General features: G+C 65.3%; 12 protein-coding genes. 8 read left to right on the top strand and 4 right to left on the bottom strand.

Annotation, left to right across the window (positions count from 1 at the left end; genetic code table 11):
- Positions 1-608: 608 nt before the first annotated feature.
- On the top strand, positions 609-1,496 hold the full coding sequence (locus CVM73_RS10965; RefSeq protein WP_100232022.1) for a dienelactone hydrolase family protein: 888 nt from the start codon (positions 609-611) through the stop codon (positions 1,494-1,496).
- Between the two features lie 57 nt (positions 1,497-1,553).
- On the opposite strand, the gene CVM73_RS10960 is transcribed toward CVM73_RS10965, so the two are convergent.
- Both CVM73_RS10960 and CVM73_RS10955 read right to left on the bottom strand, forming a co-directional pair.
- A complete protein-coding gene (locus tag CVM73_RS10960) occupies positions 1,554-2,822 on the bottom strand; it encodes a serine hydrolase domain-containing protein (protein ID WP_100232021.1) in 1,269 nt (422 codons plus the stop codon).
- Between the two features lie 122 nt (positions 2,823-2,944).
- The gene (locus CVM73_RS10955; protein ID WP_100232020.1) at positions 2,945-3,793 is read right to left on the bottom strand and encodes an SDR family oxidoreductase; all 849 of its coding nucleotides are present in this window, start codon (positions 3,791-3,793) and stop codon (positions 2,945-2,947) included.
- A gap of 153 nt (positions 3,794-3,946) precedes the next feature.
- Between CVM73_RS10955 and CVM73_RS10950 the strand changes: the two genes are divergently transcribed.
- Positions 3,947-4,693 carry an HAD family hydrolase gene (locus tag CVM73_RS10950; RefSeq protein WP_208639194.1) on the top strand — a complete coding sequence of 249 codons (747 nt, stop codon included), beginning with the start codon at positions 3,947-3,949 and terminating at the stop codon, positions 4,691-4,693.
- A 46-nt stretch (positions 4,694-4,739) separates the two neighbouring features.
- Here CVM73_RS10950 and CVM73_RS10945 read toward each other — a convergent pair whose 3' ends face one another.
- Positions 4,740-5,147 carry a nuclear transport factor 2 family protein gene (locus tag CVM73_RS10945; RefSeq protein WP_100232019.1) on the bottom strand — a complete coding sequence of 136 codons (408 nt, stop codon included), beginning with the start codon at positions 5,145-5,147 and terminating at the stop codon, positions 4,740-4,742.
- A gap of 95 nt (positions 5,148-5,242) precedes the next feature.
- Complete coding sequence (locus CVM73_RS10940; protein ID WP_167406771.1) at positions 5,243-6,712, bottom strand: mannitol dehydrogenase family protein; 1,470 nt, start codon at positions 6,710-6,712, stop codon at positions 5,243-5,245.
- A 146-nt stretch (positions 6,713-6,858) separates the two neighbouring features.
- Here CVM73_RS10940 and CVM73_RS10935 point away from each other — a divergent pair, with 146 nt between their 5' ends.
- The 6 genes from CVM73_RS10935 (at position 6,859) to uxuA (ending at position 13,309) form a co-directional block, all read left to right on the top strand.
- On the top strand, positions 6,859-7,674 hold the full coding sequence (locus CVM73_RS10935) for a FadR/GntR family transcriptional regulator (RefSeq protein ID WP_100232017.1): 816 nt from the start codon (positions 6,859-6,861) through the stop codon (positions 7,672-7,674).
- Between the two features lie 83 nt (positions 7,675-7,757).
- Positions 7,758-8,723: a sialic acid TRAP transporter substrate-binding protein SiaP gene (locus CVM73_RS10930; protein WP_430641296.1), complete on the top strand. Its 966-nt coding sequence runs from the start codon at positions 7,758-7,760 to the stop codon at positions 8,721-8,723.
- Positions 8,724-9,067: 344 nt separating this feature from the next.
- On the top strand, positions 9,068-9,646 hold the full coding sequence (locus CVM73_RS10925) for a TRAP transporter small permease (RefSeq protein WP_100232015.1): 579 nt from the start codon (positions 9,068-9,070) through the stop codon (positions 9,644-9,646).
- A gap of 4 nt (positions 9,647-9,650) precedes the next feature.
- Positions 9,651-11,057 (top strand): TRAP transporter large permease, encoded by a 1,407-nt coding sequence (locus CVM73_RS10920; RefSeq protein WP_100232014.1) that lies wholly within the window; start codon positions 9,651-9,653, stop codon positions 11,055-11,057.
- A complete protein-coding gene (locus tag CVM73_RS10915; RefSeq protein ID WP_100232013.1) occupies positions 11,054-12,103 on the top strand; it encodes an L-idonate 5-dehydrogenase in 1,050 nt (349 codons plus the stop codon). The genes CVM73_RS10920 and CVM73_RS10915 overlap by 4 nt, the downstream gene beginning before the upstream one ends.
- 15 nt (positions 12,104-12,118) lie before the next feature.
- Positions 12,119-13,309 (top strand): mannonate dehydratase, encoded by a 1,191-nt coding sequence (gene uxuA / locus CVM73_RS10910; RefSeq protein ID WP_100232012.1) that lies wholly within the window; start codon positions 12,119-12,121, stop codon positions 13,307-13,309.
- Positions 13,310-13,488 lie beyond the last annotated feature (179 nt).

Here is a 13,488-nt window from a genome sequence, read left to right as displayed (position 1 = left end):
GCCGATCGCGCGTCGGGAGGAAGCTTCTCCGTTTCCGGAGATGGAACTTCCGGCCGTGGAACTACGGTGTCACAAAGAAAGTTCGAGTAAATCGCGCGGCCCAGATCCTCTGAAAATTTCAATCAAATGACGACGGTCCGCGCGGGGATTGGCGATGATGTCCGATGCGCAAGCAACATGATGTGTCATTGTCGCTACTGCGATTGCCATTTGTTGCGGCCGAGCCTGTCGAGTGCGCGAACACGAGCATTGCATGCGACGTCTGACGGTCCGGCCAGTAGGGAAAGAACCGCATTTTTCGGTTAATGGATGTTGCGATGCAATGCAGCTAGACGGTTAAGTTCGGCACACGCGCGATCCAGGGAACGTCGGAGTGTCGTTGGGAGTCCAGCGCCGTTCAACGTCAATCGTGCCGCATTGGCAGCCACGCTTGGCAACATCGTCGAATTCGACGACTTCATGCAGCTGCGGCTCGCGCGATCTCCGGCCCTCTTGGCTTGGCGTGAAAGCGAGCGTGCTCGCAGGCTGGTGATTTGCGTTCCGCCGGTAACTATTGGCGAATGCGTCGCCCCCGGGCGGGATGGCAATCATCAGGAAGGATTGGGCCAATGAGCTTCGAAACCACCATGCCATCCGACGTCGTCGGGCTGACCAAGAGCGCCCCGGTCTCACGCCGCGGATTCATGAGTGCCACCGCGGCCGTGGCGGCGGGCTATACGCTTGCGGCCGGACCGGTGTGCGCCGAAGTGGTCACGACGGACACCAATGGTCTTGAGGCCGGCGATGCCAAGATCAAGGTGGGCTCCGAGGAGATGCCCGCCTATGTCGCCCGCCCCGCGGGCAACACCAAGGCGCCGATGATCATCGTGGCGATGGAGATCTTCGGCCTGCACGAATACATCAAGGACGTGACGCGGCGCCTCGCCAAGCTCGGCGCGTTGGCGGTCGCGCCCGACTATTATTTCCGCAAGGGCGTCGACCTCACCAAGGTCTCGGACGTCAAGGACCTGCTGCCGGTGGTGAATGCGAAGCCGGACGCCGAGCTGTGGTCGGATCTCGATGCAACGGTGGCATGGGCAGGATCGCAAGGCGGTGACGCCGCCAGGCTCGGCATCATCGGCTTCTGCCGGGGCGGCCGCACGGTCTGGGAGTATGCTGCCCACAGCGGCGCTCTCAGGGCGGGCGTTGCCTTCTATGGTACGTTGGTCGATCCTGCCAATCCGCTGTGGCCGAAGAGCCCGATGCAGCTCGCGCCCCAGATGAAGGCGCCGGTGCTCGGCCTCTACGGCGGCGCCGATACCGGCATTCCCGTCGCCCAGGTCGAGCAGATGAAGGCAGCGCTCGAGCAGAGCAAGAAGACGGCCGAGTTCAAGATCTATCCCGAAGCGCCGCACGGCTTCCATGCCGATTATCGCGGCAGCTACCGCAAGGACGCCGCGGAAGATGCCTGGAAGCGGGCCGAGGCCTGGTTCAAGAAATACGGCGTGTTGGGCTGACGTTTGGATATCGAGAGGGCGGCCAGAGCGTCCGCCCTCTCTCTTTCATATCCGATCTCACTCCGTCATCGCGCCGTAGACGATGTCCTGGACCTGCTCGCGATAATATTTCCTGAGCTCACCCGGCGCCGCCGTCCCCACCACCACGACGAGACGCTCCCTGGGATCGCAGAAGAACTGCGTTCCGTAGGCACCATTCCAGGTGAACTCGCCGGGATTGCCGGGGACTGACGACAATCCTTCGCCGGTCCGGACCGCAACCGAAAGGCCGAAGCCGAAGCCGCCGCGATGCGGCTCGACGTTCGCCACGTTGTTCTTGATCTCGGGGCCGAGATGGTTGGTCGTCATGTGATGCACGGTCTTCGGTCCGAGGATGCGCTGGCCGTCGAGCTCGCCGCCATTGAGCAGCATCTGCCCGAAACGGATGTAGTCGCCGACCGTCGCAAACGAGCAGGCGCCGCCACAATCGAACTTGGTTGGGGTGTCCAAGAGCTTGATGGCCTGCGGCTTGCCGGTCAGCGGATCGTTCGCGAACGGGCGGGCGAGGCGAGGGCGCTGGGCGTCGGTCGGGTGGAAGGTCGCGTCCTTCATGCCGAGCGGCTGCCAGACATTGGCGATGAGATACTCGCCGAGTTTCTGCTCGCTGACCTTCTCGACGACGGCGCCAAGCACATCGATCGAGAAACCATATTCGAACTCGGTCGAGGGCTGATGCGCCAGCGGCAGTCTGGTGATGCGATCGATGAAGGCGTGGGTGTCGCCTTCGATCGCCGGCGCAATGCCATCGGGATATTGCCGCGCCACCGGGCTCGAACTGTCCGGACGGCCGCCATACATCAGTCCGGACGTGTGCCGGTAGAGATCATGGATGAAGATCGGCGAGGCCTGCGGTTCGAGCTTGAGGGATCCGTCGGCCTGGGCCGCGCCCACCTTCATGTCGGCGAAGCCCGGGTAGTAGTCGGACAGCTTGGCCTGGAGCGGCAGCCGTCCCTGCTCCATCAGCGTCAGGCCGGCGACCGCGGCCATCGGCTTGGTCATCGAGGCCAGCGCGAAGATCGCATCGACCTGCATCGGCGTGCCCTTGGCCGGATCGAGCAGGCCATAGGCCTTGTAATGCACGAGCTTGCCGTCACGTGCGATGGCGACCACTGCGCCGGGCACGCGCTTGGCCGCGATCTCGCGCGCGAAGAAATCATCGAGCCGTGCAAGGCCTTGTTTCGAGAATCCGACATCGTCGGGATTGGCTTCGGGTAGCGGTGCGGCGCGCGTTGCGCCGAGCGTGATGACGGCAACCGCCGTCGCGATCATGGCGATCGTCTTGTTCATTGCATCCTCCCAAGACGCGAGCTCGTTTTGCGGTGGCTCGCTCGATCCCTAGATCACGACCGCACTGAGACGAAGTCAACCGCGAGCGGGGCATGTCTGGGACGCGTCGGCGCGCAGGAACCCTATCGTCCTTCACCCGCGCGCCACAGCGCGTCGAGGCCGTGCCGATAGGTGGGATAGGCCAGCGCGATTCCGAGCTCGCGCTTCAGTTTCGCATTGGAGACACGGGCGCTGCTGGCATAGAAGCTGCGCGCCATTGCCGACATCTCGGCAGTCGCGAACGCTTCTTCAGGCGGCGGCGACACGCCCATCAGCTTCGCCGCGTAGGCGATCACGTCCTGTGGCGGCGCGGGCTCGTCGTCGCAGACGTTCCAAACGCCGCCGCCCGGGTGATGAACAGCGGCCATGATTGCGCTTGCGATGTCGTCGACGTGGATGCGGTTGAAGACCTGTCCCGGCTTGATGATGCGTCTCGCCGTCCCTGCGCGCAGCGTCGCCAGCGCATTGCGGCCGGGACCGTAGATGCCGGCGAGCCTGAGGATGGCCGCATCGCCGCCTGTCGCTTCGGTCCAGGCTTGCTCCGCCGCAATCCGCATGCGCGTGCGGTCGAGGGTGGCCTGCGGCGGCGTGCTCTCGTCGACCCATGCACCGCCATGATCACCGTACACCCCGATGGTGGAGAGATAGACGACCCTACGTCGGCTTCCCTGCAGCACGTCGCCGAACGCCGCGATCGCGGGATCGCCGCTGCTGCCGGGCGGGATCGACACCAGGAGGACATCGGCGTCGCGAATCCGTTGAACCATCTCGCGCGACGGACGGCTGCCCGAAAACGGATGCGCCTCGAGGCCGGCGAGATCGTTCCGCTGCGCGGGATCGCGCACGGTTCCGGCGACATGCGAGAAGCTGTCGCCGTGCTTGCGGACGAAGTGTCGGGCACTGTAGCCGAGGCCAAGGATGAAGAGCCGCATGCGTCTTCCGTCGGAGTTCCGGTTCGCGCCAGCTGCGCCTTTCGCTCATAAGAGATTTTTGGGTCCGACAAAAGATATTGCGATTTGTCTCGCCTGCCACTTTGCGGGATGCTCGCCCGTCACGGGTAGGTCGGGAGGGAGGCGTTGTTGGCGATCGGGTCGATCACGCAGACGGAGGCGCCCGCGACAGCGCGATGCGACGCCAACGAGCTGATCCGGCGCGCGGCTGCGCTGATCTTCGATGTCGACGGCACGCTCGCCGAGACCGAGGAGCTGCATCGGCAGGCCTTCAATCTCGCCTTCGCCCGCCACGGTCTCGACTGGCAGTGGGATCGCACCGTCTACAAGGACCTGTTGCGCGTGACCGGCGGCAAGGAGCGCATGCGCGCCTACCACAAGAGGCTGGGGACCGCTCCGCCCTTGTCGGACATGGACCTTGCAGGGCTCCACCGCATCAAGACCGCGTATTATGCCGAGCTGGTCGAGACCGGCTGCTGCCCCTTAAGGCCGGGCGTGGCGGATCTGCTCGCTGCGGCGAGGGCGCGGGGCCAGCGGCTTGCGATCGCGACCACCACCTCGCACGGCAATATCGATGCGCTGCTCTCGCAGGCGCTGGGGACGACCTGGGCTTCGGATTTCGAGGCGATCGTCGCCGGCGATGACGTCAGGCACAAGAAGCCCGCGCCGGACGTCTATCTCGAAACGCTGGCGCGGCTGAAGCTCGACGCCGCCGAGTGCGTTGCGATCGAGGATTCCGCCAACGGCCTGATTGCGGCCTCGCGCGCCGGCATCCCGGTTCTGATCACGCGCAGCATGTTCTTTGCGGACGATGACCTCGCCGCGGCGCGGGTTGTGCTCGACGATCTGTCGGAACTTTTGGACCGCCCAAACAAAAACTGAAAAACAACCCCATGCACAGTAGATCACGCTCGCGTGATCGTCGCCGTCAGTGGACGCGGTGACTGGTTCTATCGTCTTCGGCTTGCTCGACAATCTGCGCGATCGGGCTCGACTGATGGTGCACCAGGCGCCAGTCGTCGCCGACGCGGCGAAAATGGTTCGCGGCGGCCAAGGCGGTGCCGTCGACGATCTCGATGCAGAGCACGCGGGCGCTGTCGCCGTCGACGATCGCCTGCGGCTCCGCGCAGACGATCTGCGGCCGCTGCGGATTTTGCAGGATATCGCGCCAGCTTCCGATCACGGTGGCGCGCCCGATGATGGCCGGCCAGCCGGGATGGATGCAGGAGATGGAGTCGTCGTCCGCCCACATCCGTTCCATGCCGGCGAAGTCGCCCGTTGAGAACGCGGCGTAGAAGGCCGCGTTGGCGGCGATGACCTTGCTGTCCTTTCCCATCGCTCTCGGGTGGGGCAAGGACTGGCAAAAATCAAGCGCAACTTCCGTCGATTTTGGCCGCAGTGCAGCATTCAAGATGCTGCCCGCTCAGTGGGTCACGCCGAGACGTGCGTCGCCACGGCTTGCCGCGCGCCATCCTTGTAGAGACGGCCGAGCGCCGCGGTGACGGCCTCGCGCAGGCGCGGCTCGGCGCCGAGCGGACCGAACACCTTTGCCACGCCGAGCAGTGCGGGCGCGAGCCGCTCGGCGACGGGGCCCGCCTCGCGCGCCAGCGCGGCGAACTCGCCGGCGAGTGGATCGCGCACGTCGATGGCGCGGCCCTGCTCGTCGCGGCCGGTGACGTAGCGCATCCAGCCAGCCACCGCGAGCGCATGCGTTGCGACCGGCAGGTTCCTGGCGAGGCGATCCTGCATCGCGCCGAGCAGCCGCTGCGGCAGCTTTTGTGAGCCGTCCATCGCGATCTGCCAGGTGCGGTGATGCAGCGCCGGATTGGCGAAGCGCTTCAGCAGCGAGGCGCGATAGGCGGCGAGGTCGGTGCCCGCGGGCATCGTCAGCGTTACCGCGGCCTCTTCCATCACCTGCGCAGCAAGGCGCGCAAAATGCGGATCCTGCATGGTGTCTGCGATGGTCTCGTAGCCTGAGAGATAGCCGAGATAGGCGAGCGCGGAATGGCTCGCGTTGAGCAGCCGCAGCTTCATCAACTCGAACGGCCTGACGTCAGTGACGAGCTCGACCCCCGCAGCGGCGAGATCCGGCCGGCCCGCCGTGAAGCGGTCCTCGACCACCCATTGCGTGAACGGCTCGGTCATCACCGGCCAGGCGTCGCGCATGCCCAGCGCCGATGCGACCGCATCGCGGTCGCGATCCGTCGTCTCCGGCACGATGCGGTCGACCATGGTCGAGGGGAAGGCGACCGCATCCGCGATCCACTTGCCGAGATCCTTCGAGCGCAGCGCGGCGAACTGCGTCACGATCCGCTGCACGGTGTGGCCGTTGGCGGCGAGATTGTCGCAGCACAGCACGGTGAACGGCGTGGCGCCCAGCGCCCGCCGGCGTGCCAGCGCGGCGACGATGAAGCCGGGCGCCGAGCGCGGCGCATCGAAATTGTTGAGATCATGCACGATATCGGGATGCCGTTCGTCGAGGTCGCCGGTCTGCGGCGTGTGGCAATAGCCCTTCTCGGTGACCGTCAGCGAGACAATGCGGGTGGCGGGATCGGCCATGCGCTCGACCAGCGCTGCCGGCTTCTCGCGCGCGACGACGCTGTCGAGAAGGGCGCCGATGACGCGGTGCTCGGTGCCTTCGGCGGCGCGTACGGCAATTGTGTAGAGATGGTCCTGCGGGGCGAGGGCGTCGCGCGTATCCGGGCTGCGCAGGCTGGCGCCGACGATGCCCCAGGACGTGGCGCCGCTGGCAAGGCAGTCATCGATGACAACCGCCTGGTGCGCGCGATGAAACGCGCCGAGGCCGAGATGCACGATGCCGGGCGTGACGCGCGAACGATCATAGGCCGGGCGGTGGATGGCTGGCGGCAGCCGGTCGAGATTGGCGCGGCCAAGGCGCATGGTCGTCTCTCCCTGTGTTTGGCCGCTGCTTGACATGGCGCCCGTATCAGGTCAATGCTCCGGTCAATTGGTAAGACCAATTTTCCAAAATTGGCGGGCCGCGGGCGCCGGGAGGCGCCGCGCGAGACCCTTTCGGGAGGACCAGCGTGCCGCTGGAAGCTGTGGAGGCGAGACGGCTCTATCGCCAGGTCGCCGATCAATTGCGAAGCCTGATCGACAGCGGCGAGTACGCGGTCGGCAGCCGCTTGCCGACCGAGCGCGAGCTCGCCGAGCAGCTCCAGGTATCCAGGCCCACGGTGCGCGAAGCCTTGATTGCGCTCGAGGTCGAAGGCCGCCTGCGCATCCGCGTCGGTTCCGGCATCTATGTGATCGAGCCCGCCGCCGTGGCCGCGCCCGCACCCGCTTCCGTCATCGAGGGGCCGTTCGAGCTCTTGCGCGCCCGCGAATTCCTGGAAAGCGCCATCGCCGAGCAGGCCGCGCGCGTCGCGACCAAGGACGATCTCGCCCGCATCGATGCGTCTCTTGTCGCGATGGAGAATGTCGAGCATCCCGGCGAAGCCTCGATGGTCCACGACCGCGCGTTCCACGTCGCGATCGCCGGAAGTCTCGGCAATGCCGTTCTGGTGCGCGTGGTCGGCGAGCTGTTCGACCAGCGTCTCAATCCCTATTTCGCGCAGCTCGCGCATTATTTCGAGAGCCCGGGCACGTGGCGCACGGCGCTGGACGAGCATCGCGCCGTGCGCGACGCGATCGCAGCGCATGATCCCGACGCCGCGCGTGAAGCCATGCGCGCTCATCTGGCGCGATCCCAGGAACGCTTTGCACAAAACTTCGGTGCCGAGACCGCGGCGGGATCGGCTTCGGCGCAAAGCCGCGCGGTGCGATCGGCGGCAAAACCGTCGAAACCGAAACATGCGCCGAACAAGAAGCCAGCCGCGAGCAGCGGCGCCAGGCGGCGATGAGATTGGGCGGCCCGCATCCGCTTCGGGCGCGGGCGAACAAGAAGCAGACTTGAACGATGGAGGAAAAGTCGATGTTGAAGAAGATGACGATTGCAGCAGTGATCTCCGCCGCCACGCTGCTGGCAGCGACCAGCGCCGGCATGGCGCAGACCAAGCTCAAATGGGCCCATGTCTACGAGACGTCGGAGCCGTTCCACACTGCCTCGGTCTGGGCCGCGCAGGAGATCGGCAAGCGCACCAATGGGCGCTACCAGATCGAGGTCTATCCGGCCTCCCAGCTCGGCAAGGAAGCCGACATCAACCAGGGCCTCTCGCTCGGTTCGGTCGACATCATCATCTCCGGCTCGAGCTTCGCGGCCAAGAGCTTCGCGCCGATCGGTGTGACCTATTATCCCTACACCTTCCGCGACGCCGATCACCTCCTCGCCTACACCAAGAGCGACATCTTCAAGGAGCTCGCCAAGGGCTACGAGGACAAGAGTGGCCACCACATCGTCGCGGTGACCTATTACGGCGTGCGCCAGACCTCGTCGAACAAGCCGATCAAGACCTGCGCCGACATGAAGGGCCTGAAGATACGCGTGCCCGACGTGCCGGCCTACCTCGCAATGCCTCGCGCCTGCGGCGCCAACACCGCGCCGATCGCCTTCGCCGAAGTCTATCTGGCGCTCCAGAACGGCACCGTCGAGGCGCAGGAGAATCCGCTGACCACGATCGAGGCCAAGAAGTTCTACGAGGTCCAGAAGCACATCGTGCTGACCGGCCATATCGTGGACCACCTCAACACCGTGATCGCCGGCGCGCTGTGGAAGAAGCTCTCTGACGAGGACAAGAAGATCTTCACCGACGTCGCGCAGGAGGCGGCCGCCAAGGCGACCGGAGAGATCAAGCAGAACGAAACCAAGCTGGTCGCCTTCTTCAAGGAGAAGGGGCTGACCGTGACCGAGGTCGACAAGAACGAGTTCCGCGACACCGTGCTGAAGAACGTGGCGTTCGAGACCTTCGGTTATCGCAAGGCCGACTGGGAAAAGATCCAGGCGGTGAAATGACGACGTCGTCGTCATCCCGGGGCGGTCCGCAGGACCGAAACTAAGGTGCGCAATTGCGCAGCCGAGAATCTTGAGGTTCAGGGTCTGGTGCTCGCGCGTGATGGGATCAGGTTTGATTGCTTCAACGGAGGTGCGCTCCCTCTCCCGCTTGCGGGAGAGGGTTGGGGAGAGGGTTTTTCCGCAATGGGACAGTCCCCAAGAGGAGACAACCCTCACCCGGCGCTCCGCGCCGACCTCTCCCGCAAGCGGGAGAGGTGAGCGAGCCACGACAATCGGTTCAACCTAAAGCCATTCCGCGCTCTAGCGCGCCATCCCGGAACGACGATTTGGAGAGGAGCAACCCCATGTCCATCGCCGAAATCCACCGGCAGATCACCGCGGAGGAGATCGCCCATACCTTCGAGGAGGAGGCGACGCCGAAGGTCGATCTCGGCATCTACGCGTTCGAGGACTGGGTGGCACTTGCGATCTTCTGGGTGATGGCGCTCGCCGTCTTCCTCCAGTTCTTCACCCGCTATGTGCTCAACGACAGCTACGCCTGGACCGAGGAGATCGCGACCTATTGCCTGATCGGCGTGGTCTTCATCGGCGCCTCGATGTGCGTGCGGCTGTCGCGGCACATCCAGGTCGACCTCGTCTACCGTTATCTGCCGCGACCCGTAGGGCGCGCGCTTTCGACCATGATCGACCTGATCCGGATCGCCTTCTTCGGCTACGCCACCAAGCTGGTCTGGGTCTACATCCAGGTCATCGGCGACGAGCAGATGACCACGATCAATTTTCCCAAGAACCTCGTCTATTACGCCGTGCTGCTCGGCTTCGTGCTGATGTTCCTGCGCTCGTTGCAGGCGGCGGTGCAACACTGGCGGCAGGGTTACTCGGTGCTCGAGCGTCCCGGTGCCTACGACGGATCGGAGATGTAACATCATGCTGCTGCTGCTCGGAGGTTTCCTCGTCCTGATGCTGCTCGGCGTTCCCGTGGCGATTGCCATGGCCGCGTCGTCGCTGCTTTACATCCTGGTCAGCGGCGTGACGCCCGACGTCACGCTGGCACAGCGCATGATCGCCGGCGTCGAGAGCTTTCCGCTGCTCGCCGTGCCGTTCTTCATCCTGGCCGGCAACCTCATGAACATCGCCGGTGTGACGGGGCGTATCTACAAGTTCGCCGTCGCCCTGGTGGGGTGGATGCGCGGCGGTCTCGGCCACGTCAACATCATCGGCTCGGTGATCTTCTCCGGCATGTCCGGCACCGCGATCGCGGACGCCGCCGGTCTCGGCACCATCGAGATCAAGGCGATGAAGGACCACGGCTACTCGACCGAGTTCTCGGTCGGTGTCACCGCGGCCTCGGCGACGCTCGGGCCCATCATTCCGCCGTCGCTGCCTTTCGTGATCTACGGCATGATGGCGAACGTCTCGATCGGCGCGCTGTTCCTCGGCGGCGTCATTCCCGGCGTCGTGCTGACGCTGTTCATGATGATCACCGTCACCTACTTCGCGCACAAGAACAAATGGGGCAGCGACACGCCGTTCTCCTGGCCGCAACTCGGCTCGGCCGGCCTCGAGATCGTGATCGTGCTCTCGTTCCCGCTCGCGATCTGGCTGATGGTGATGGCCGGCCTCTCGGTCAACGTGGCTGTGGTCATCGGTCTCGGCACGCTGCTGGTGATCGACTGGTACTTCGACTTCTCGGCGGTGATGGCGCTGATGGCGCCGGTGATCCTGATCGGCGGCATGACCCTCGGCTGGTTCACGCCGACGGAAGCTGCGGTTGCCGCGGTAATCTGGTCGCTGTTCCTCGGCCTCGTCCGCTACCGCACCATGACACTGCAGACGGTGGCGAAGGCGACCTTCGACACGATCGAGACCACGGCGTCGGTGCTGTTCATCGTCACGGCGGCCTCGATCTTCGCCTGGCTGCTGACGGTGTCGCAGGCCGCGCAGACGCTCTCGGACTGGATGCTCAGCGTCACCCACAACAAATGGGTGTTCCTGGCGCTCGCCAACGTCCTGATCCTGTTCGTCGGCTGCTTCATCGACACCACCGCGGCGATCACCATTCTGGTGCCGATCCTGCTGCCGATCGTGCTCAAGCTCGGCATCGATCCCATTCATTTCGGCCTGATCATGACGCTCAACCTGATGATCGGCCTGCTGCATCCGCCGCTCGGCATGGTGCTGTTCGTGCTTGCCCGCGTGGCAAAACTCTCGGTCGAGCGCACGACGGTGGCGATCCTGCCCTGGCTGGTGCCGCTGCTGCTCGCGCTGATCGCGATCACTTACATTCCCGACCTGACCCTCTGGCTGCCAAAATACATGGGACTCTCCAAATGACCTCCACCGCTCTCGCCGCGACCCTGTTCGGCCCCGAAGATTTGCGCATGATCGAGCATCCGCTCGACAAGCTCGCAGACGGGATGGTGCGCATCCGCTTCGGCGCCGGCGGCATCTGCGGCTCGGACATGCACTACTTCCGCCATGCCCGCACTGGCGATTTCGTGGTGAAGTCGCCGCTGGTGCTGGGACATGAGATCTCGGGCGAGGTCGTGGAGATCTCGGGCACCGCAGCGAACCTGAAGGTCGGCGACCGCGTTGCCGTCAACCCGTCGCGCTGGTGCGGCCATTGCGTCGCCTGCCGCGAGGGCCGACCGAACTTGTGCGAGAACATCTATTTCATGGGCTCGGCCTCGAAGACGCCGCACATGCAGGGCGGTTTCGCCAACTATTTCGACGCGATCCCGGCGCAGTGCGTGAAGATTCCCGATCATGTGTCGTATCAGGCCGCGGCGCTGGCCGAGCCGCTTGCGGTCTGCCTGCATGCGGTCGCGCGCGCCGGCGCCATCGAGGGCAAGCGCGGCATCATCTTCGGCGCCGGCCCGATCGGACTTCTGACCATGCTTGCCGCGCACCGCGCCGGCATGGCTGATATCACGGTCGCCGATATCGCGCCGACGCCGCTCGCCTTCGCCAGCCGGCTCGGGGCTTCGCATGTCGAGAATGTCTCCGGTGGCGAGGAAGGACTGAAGGCGCAGGCTGCGTCGCGACCCTATGACGTCGCGTTCGAGGTCTCGGGCACGGCGGCGGGTCTTGCCAGCGCCATCGGCATCGTCAGGCGCGGCGGCGTGGTGGTGCAGATCGGCAATCTGCCGGGCGGCCAGATCCCGACGCCGTCGAATGCGGTGATGGCCAAGGAGATCGACCTGCGCGGCTCGTTCCGGTTCGGCTTCGAGTTCATGACTGCGGTGGAACTGATCGGCAACGGCAGCGTCGACGTGCTGTCGCTGGTGACCGCCGAGCGGCCGCTGTCCACCGCGCCGGATGCGCTGCGGCTGGCGCTGGACCGCTCGCAGAGCGTCAAGGTGGTGCTGACCGCGAACTGATCCGGGAGAATTTCGATGATGCTCGAGGGATGGCGCTGGTACGGGCCGGATGACCCCGTGTCGCTCGATGATGTCAGGCAGGCCGGGGCGAGCGATATCGTCTCGGCCCTGCATCAGGTGCCGATCGGCGAGGCCTGGACGCGCAAGGCGGTCGAGGAGCGCAGGAACTTCATCGAGAATGGTCAGCCCGGCCGCTCGCAGCTGACCTGGTCGGTGGTGGAATCGATTCCAATCCCCGACGACGTCAAGCGGCTCGGCGGCAAGGCGATCAAGTCGATCGAGGCGTGGATCGCGAGCCTGGAGGCGGTGGCCGCCAGCGGCATCAAGATCATCTGCTACAATTTCATGCCCGTGGTCGACTGGTGCCGCACTGATCTGGAATGGGAGCTGCCCAACGGCGCCCGCGCCATGCGCTTCGACCAGGACCGCTTCGCCGCGTTCGAGCTGCATATCCTGAAGCGCCCGGCGGCGGCTCAGGAGTATTCGCAGGAAGCGCAGGCGCGCGCGAAAAAGCTGTTCGACCAGATGAGCCAGGCCGATATCGACTATCTCATCATGGTCATCGCCAGTGCGCTGCCGGGCTCGACCACGGAGCCGATGACGATCCCGCAATTCCGCGATCGGCTCGAGGCCTATCGCGACATCACGCCAAAGATCCTGCGGCAGCATCTGGCCGAGTTCCTCACGCGTGTCGCGCCGGTCGCCGAGCAGCTCGGCGTCTCCCTGACGCTGCATCCGGACGATCCGCCGCGGCCGCTGTTCGGCCTGCCGCGCATCGCATCCAGTGCCGACGACTATCAGGCGCTGTTCGACGCCGTACCGTCCAAGGCGAACGGCATCTGCCTGTGCACGGGCTCGCTCGGCGTGCGCGCGGAGAACAATCTGCCCGAAATGGCCGAACGCTTCGGCCCGCGCATTGCGTTCGCCCATCTGCGCGCGACCAAGCGCGAGGCCGATGGCCTGTCGTTCTACGAGTCCGATCATCTCGACGGCGACGTCGACATGGTCGCGGTGCTGAAAGCGCTGCTCAAGGAGAACGCCAAGCGTTCGCCGGACAAGAGGATCGTGTTCCGCCCTGATCACGGCCACCGCATGCTCGACGACCTCGCCGCCACCAAACGCACCAACCCCGGCTACACCGCGATCGGCCGCCTGCGCGGCCTCGCCGAGCTGCGCGGCGCGATCCGGGCGATCGAGCATCGGTGAGGGTCGCTTCTTCGCATGCGCGGCTACGCTGCCGCCTTCTCGGTGTCATCACCCGCGAAGGCGGGTGATCCAGTACTCCGAGGCGGTTGTGATTGAATCGATGGGCCGCGGCGTACTGGATTCCCCGCCTTCGCGGGGAATGACAGCCGGGATGACGCGCGCCGCGGGACGGGCATGAC

The sequence above is a fragment of the Bradyrhizobium forestalis genome (assembly GCF_002795245.1).
Classification (GTDB): Bacteria; Pseudomonadota; Alphaproteobacteria; order Rhizobiales; family Xanthobacteraceae; genus Bradyrhizobium; species Bradyrhizobium forestalis.
The sequence above is the reverse complement of the archived record's forward strand: the minus strand, read 5'-3'. Positions and strand labels throughout refer to the sequence as shown.

Coding starts and splice junctions, on each gene's coding strand:
- CVM73_RS10965 (WP_100232022.1), top strand. CDS start 609: ATGAGCTTCGAAACCACCATGCCATCCGACGTCGTCGGGCTGACCAAG.
- CVM73_RS10960 (WP_100232021.1), bottom strand. CDS start 2,822: ATGAACAAGACGATCGCCATGATCGCGACGGCGGTTGCCGTCATCACG.
- CVM73_RS10955 (WP_100232020.1), bottom strand. CDS start 3,793: ATGCGGCTCTTCATCCTTGGCCTCGGCTACAGTGCCCGACACTTCGTC.
- CVM73_RS10945 (WP_100232019.1), bottom strand. CDS start 5,147: ATGGGAAAGGACAGCAAGGTCATCGCCGCCAACGCGGCCTTCTACGCC.
- CVM73_RS10940 (WP_167406771.1), bottom strand. CDS start 6,712: ATGCGCCTTGGCCGCGCCAATCTCGACCGGCTGCCGCCAGCCATCCAC.
- CVM73_RS10930 (WP_430641296.1), top strand. CDS start 7,758: ATGACGATTGCAGCAGTGATCTCCGCCGCCACGCTGCTGGCAGCGACC.
- CVM73_RS10925 (WP_100232015.1), top strand. CDS start 9,068: ATGTCCATCGCCGAAATCCACCGGCAGATCACCGCGGAGGAGATCGCC.
- CVM73_RS10920 (WP_100232014.1), top strand. CDS start 9,651: ATGCTGCTGCTGCTCGGAGGTTTCCTCGTCCTGATGCTGCTCGGCGTT.
- CVM73_RS10915 (WP_100232013.1), top strand. CDS start 11,054: ATGACCTCCACCGCTCTCGCCGCGACCCTGTTCGGCCCCGAAGATTTG.
- uxuA (WP_100232012.1), top strand. CDS start 12,119: ATGATGCTCGAGGGATGGCGCTGGTACGGGCCGGATGACCCCGTGTCG.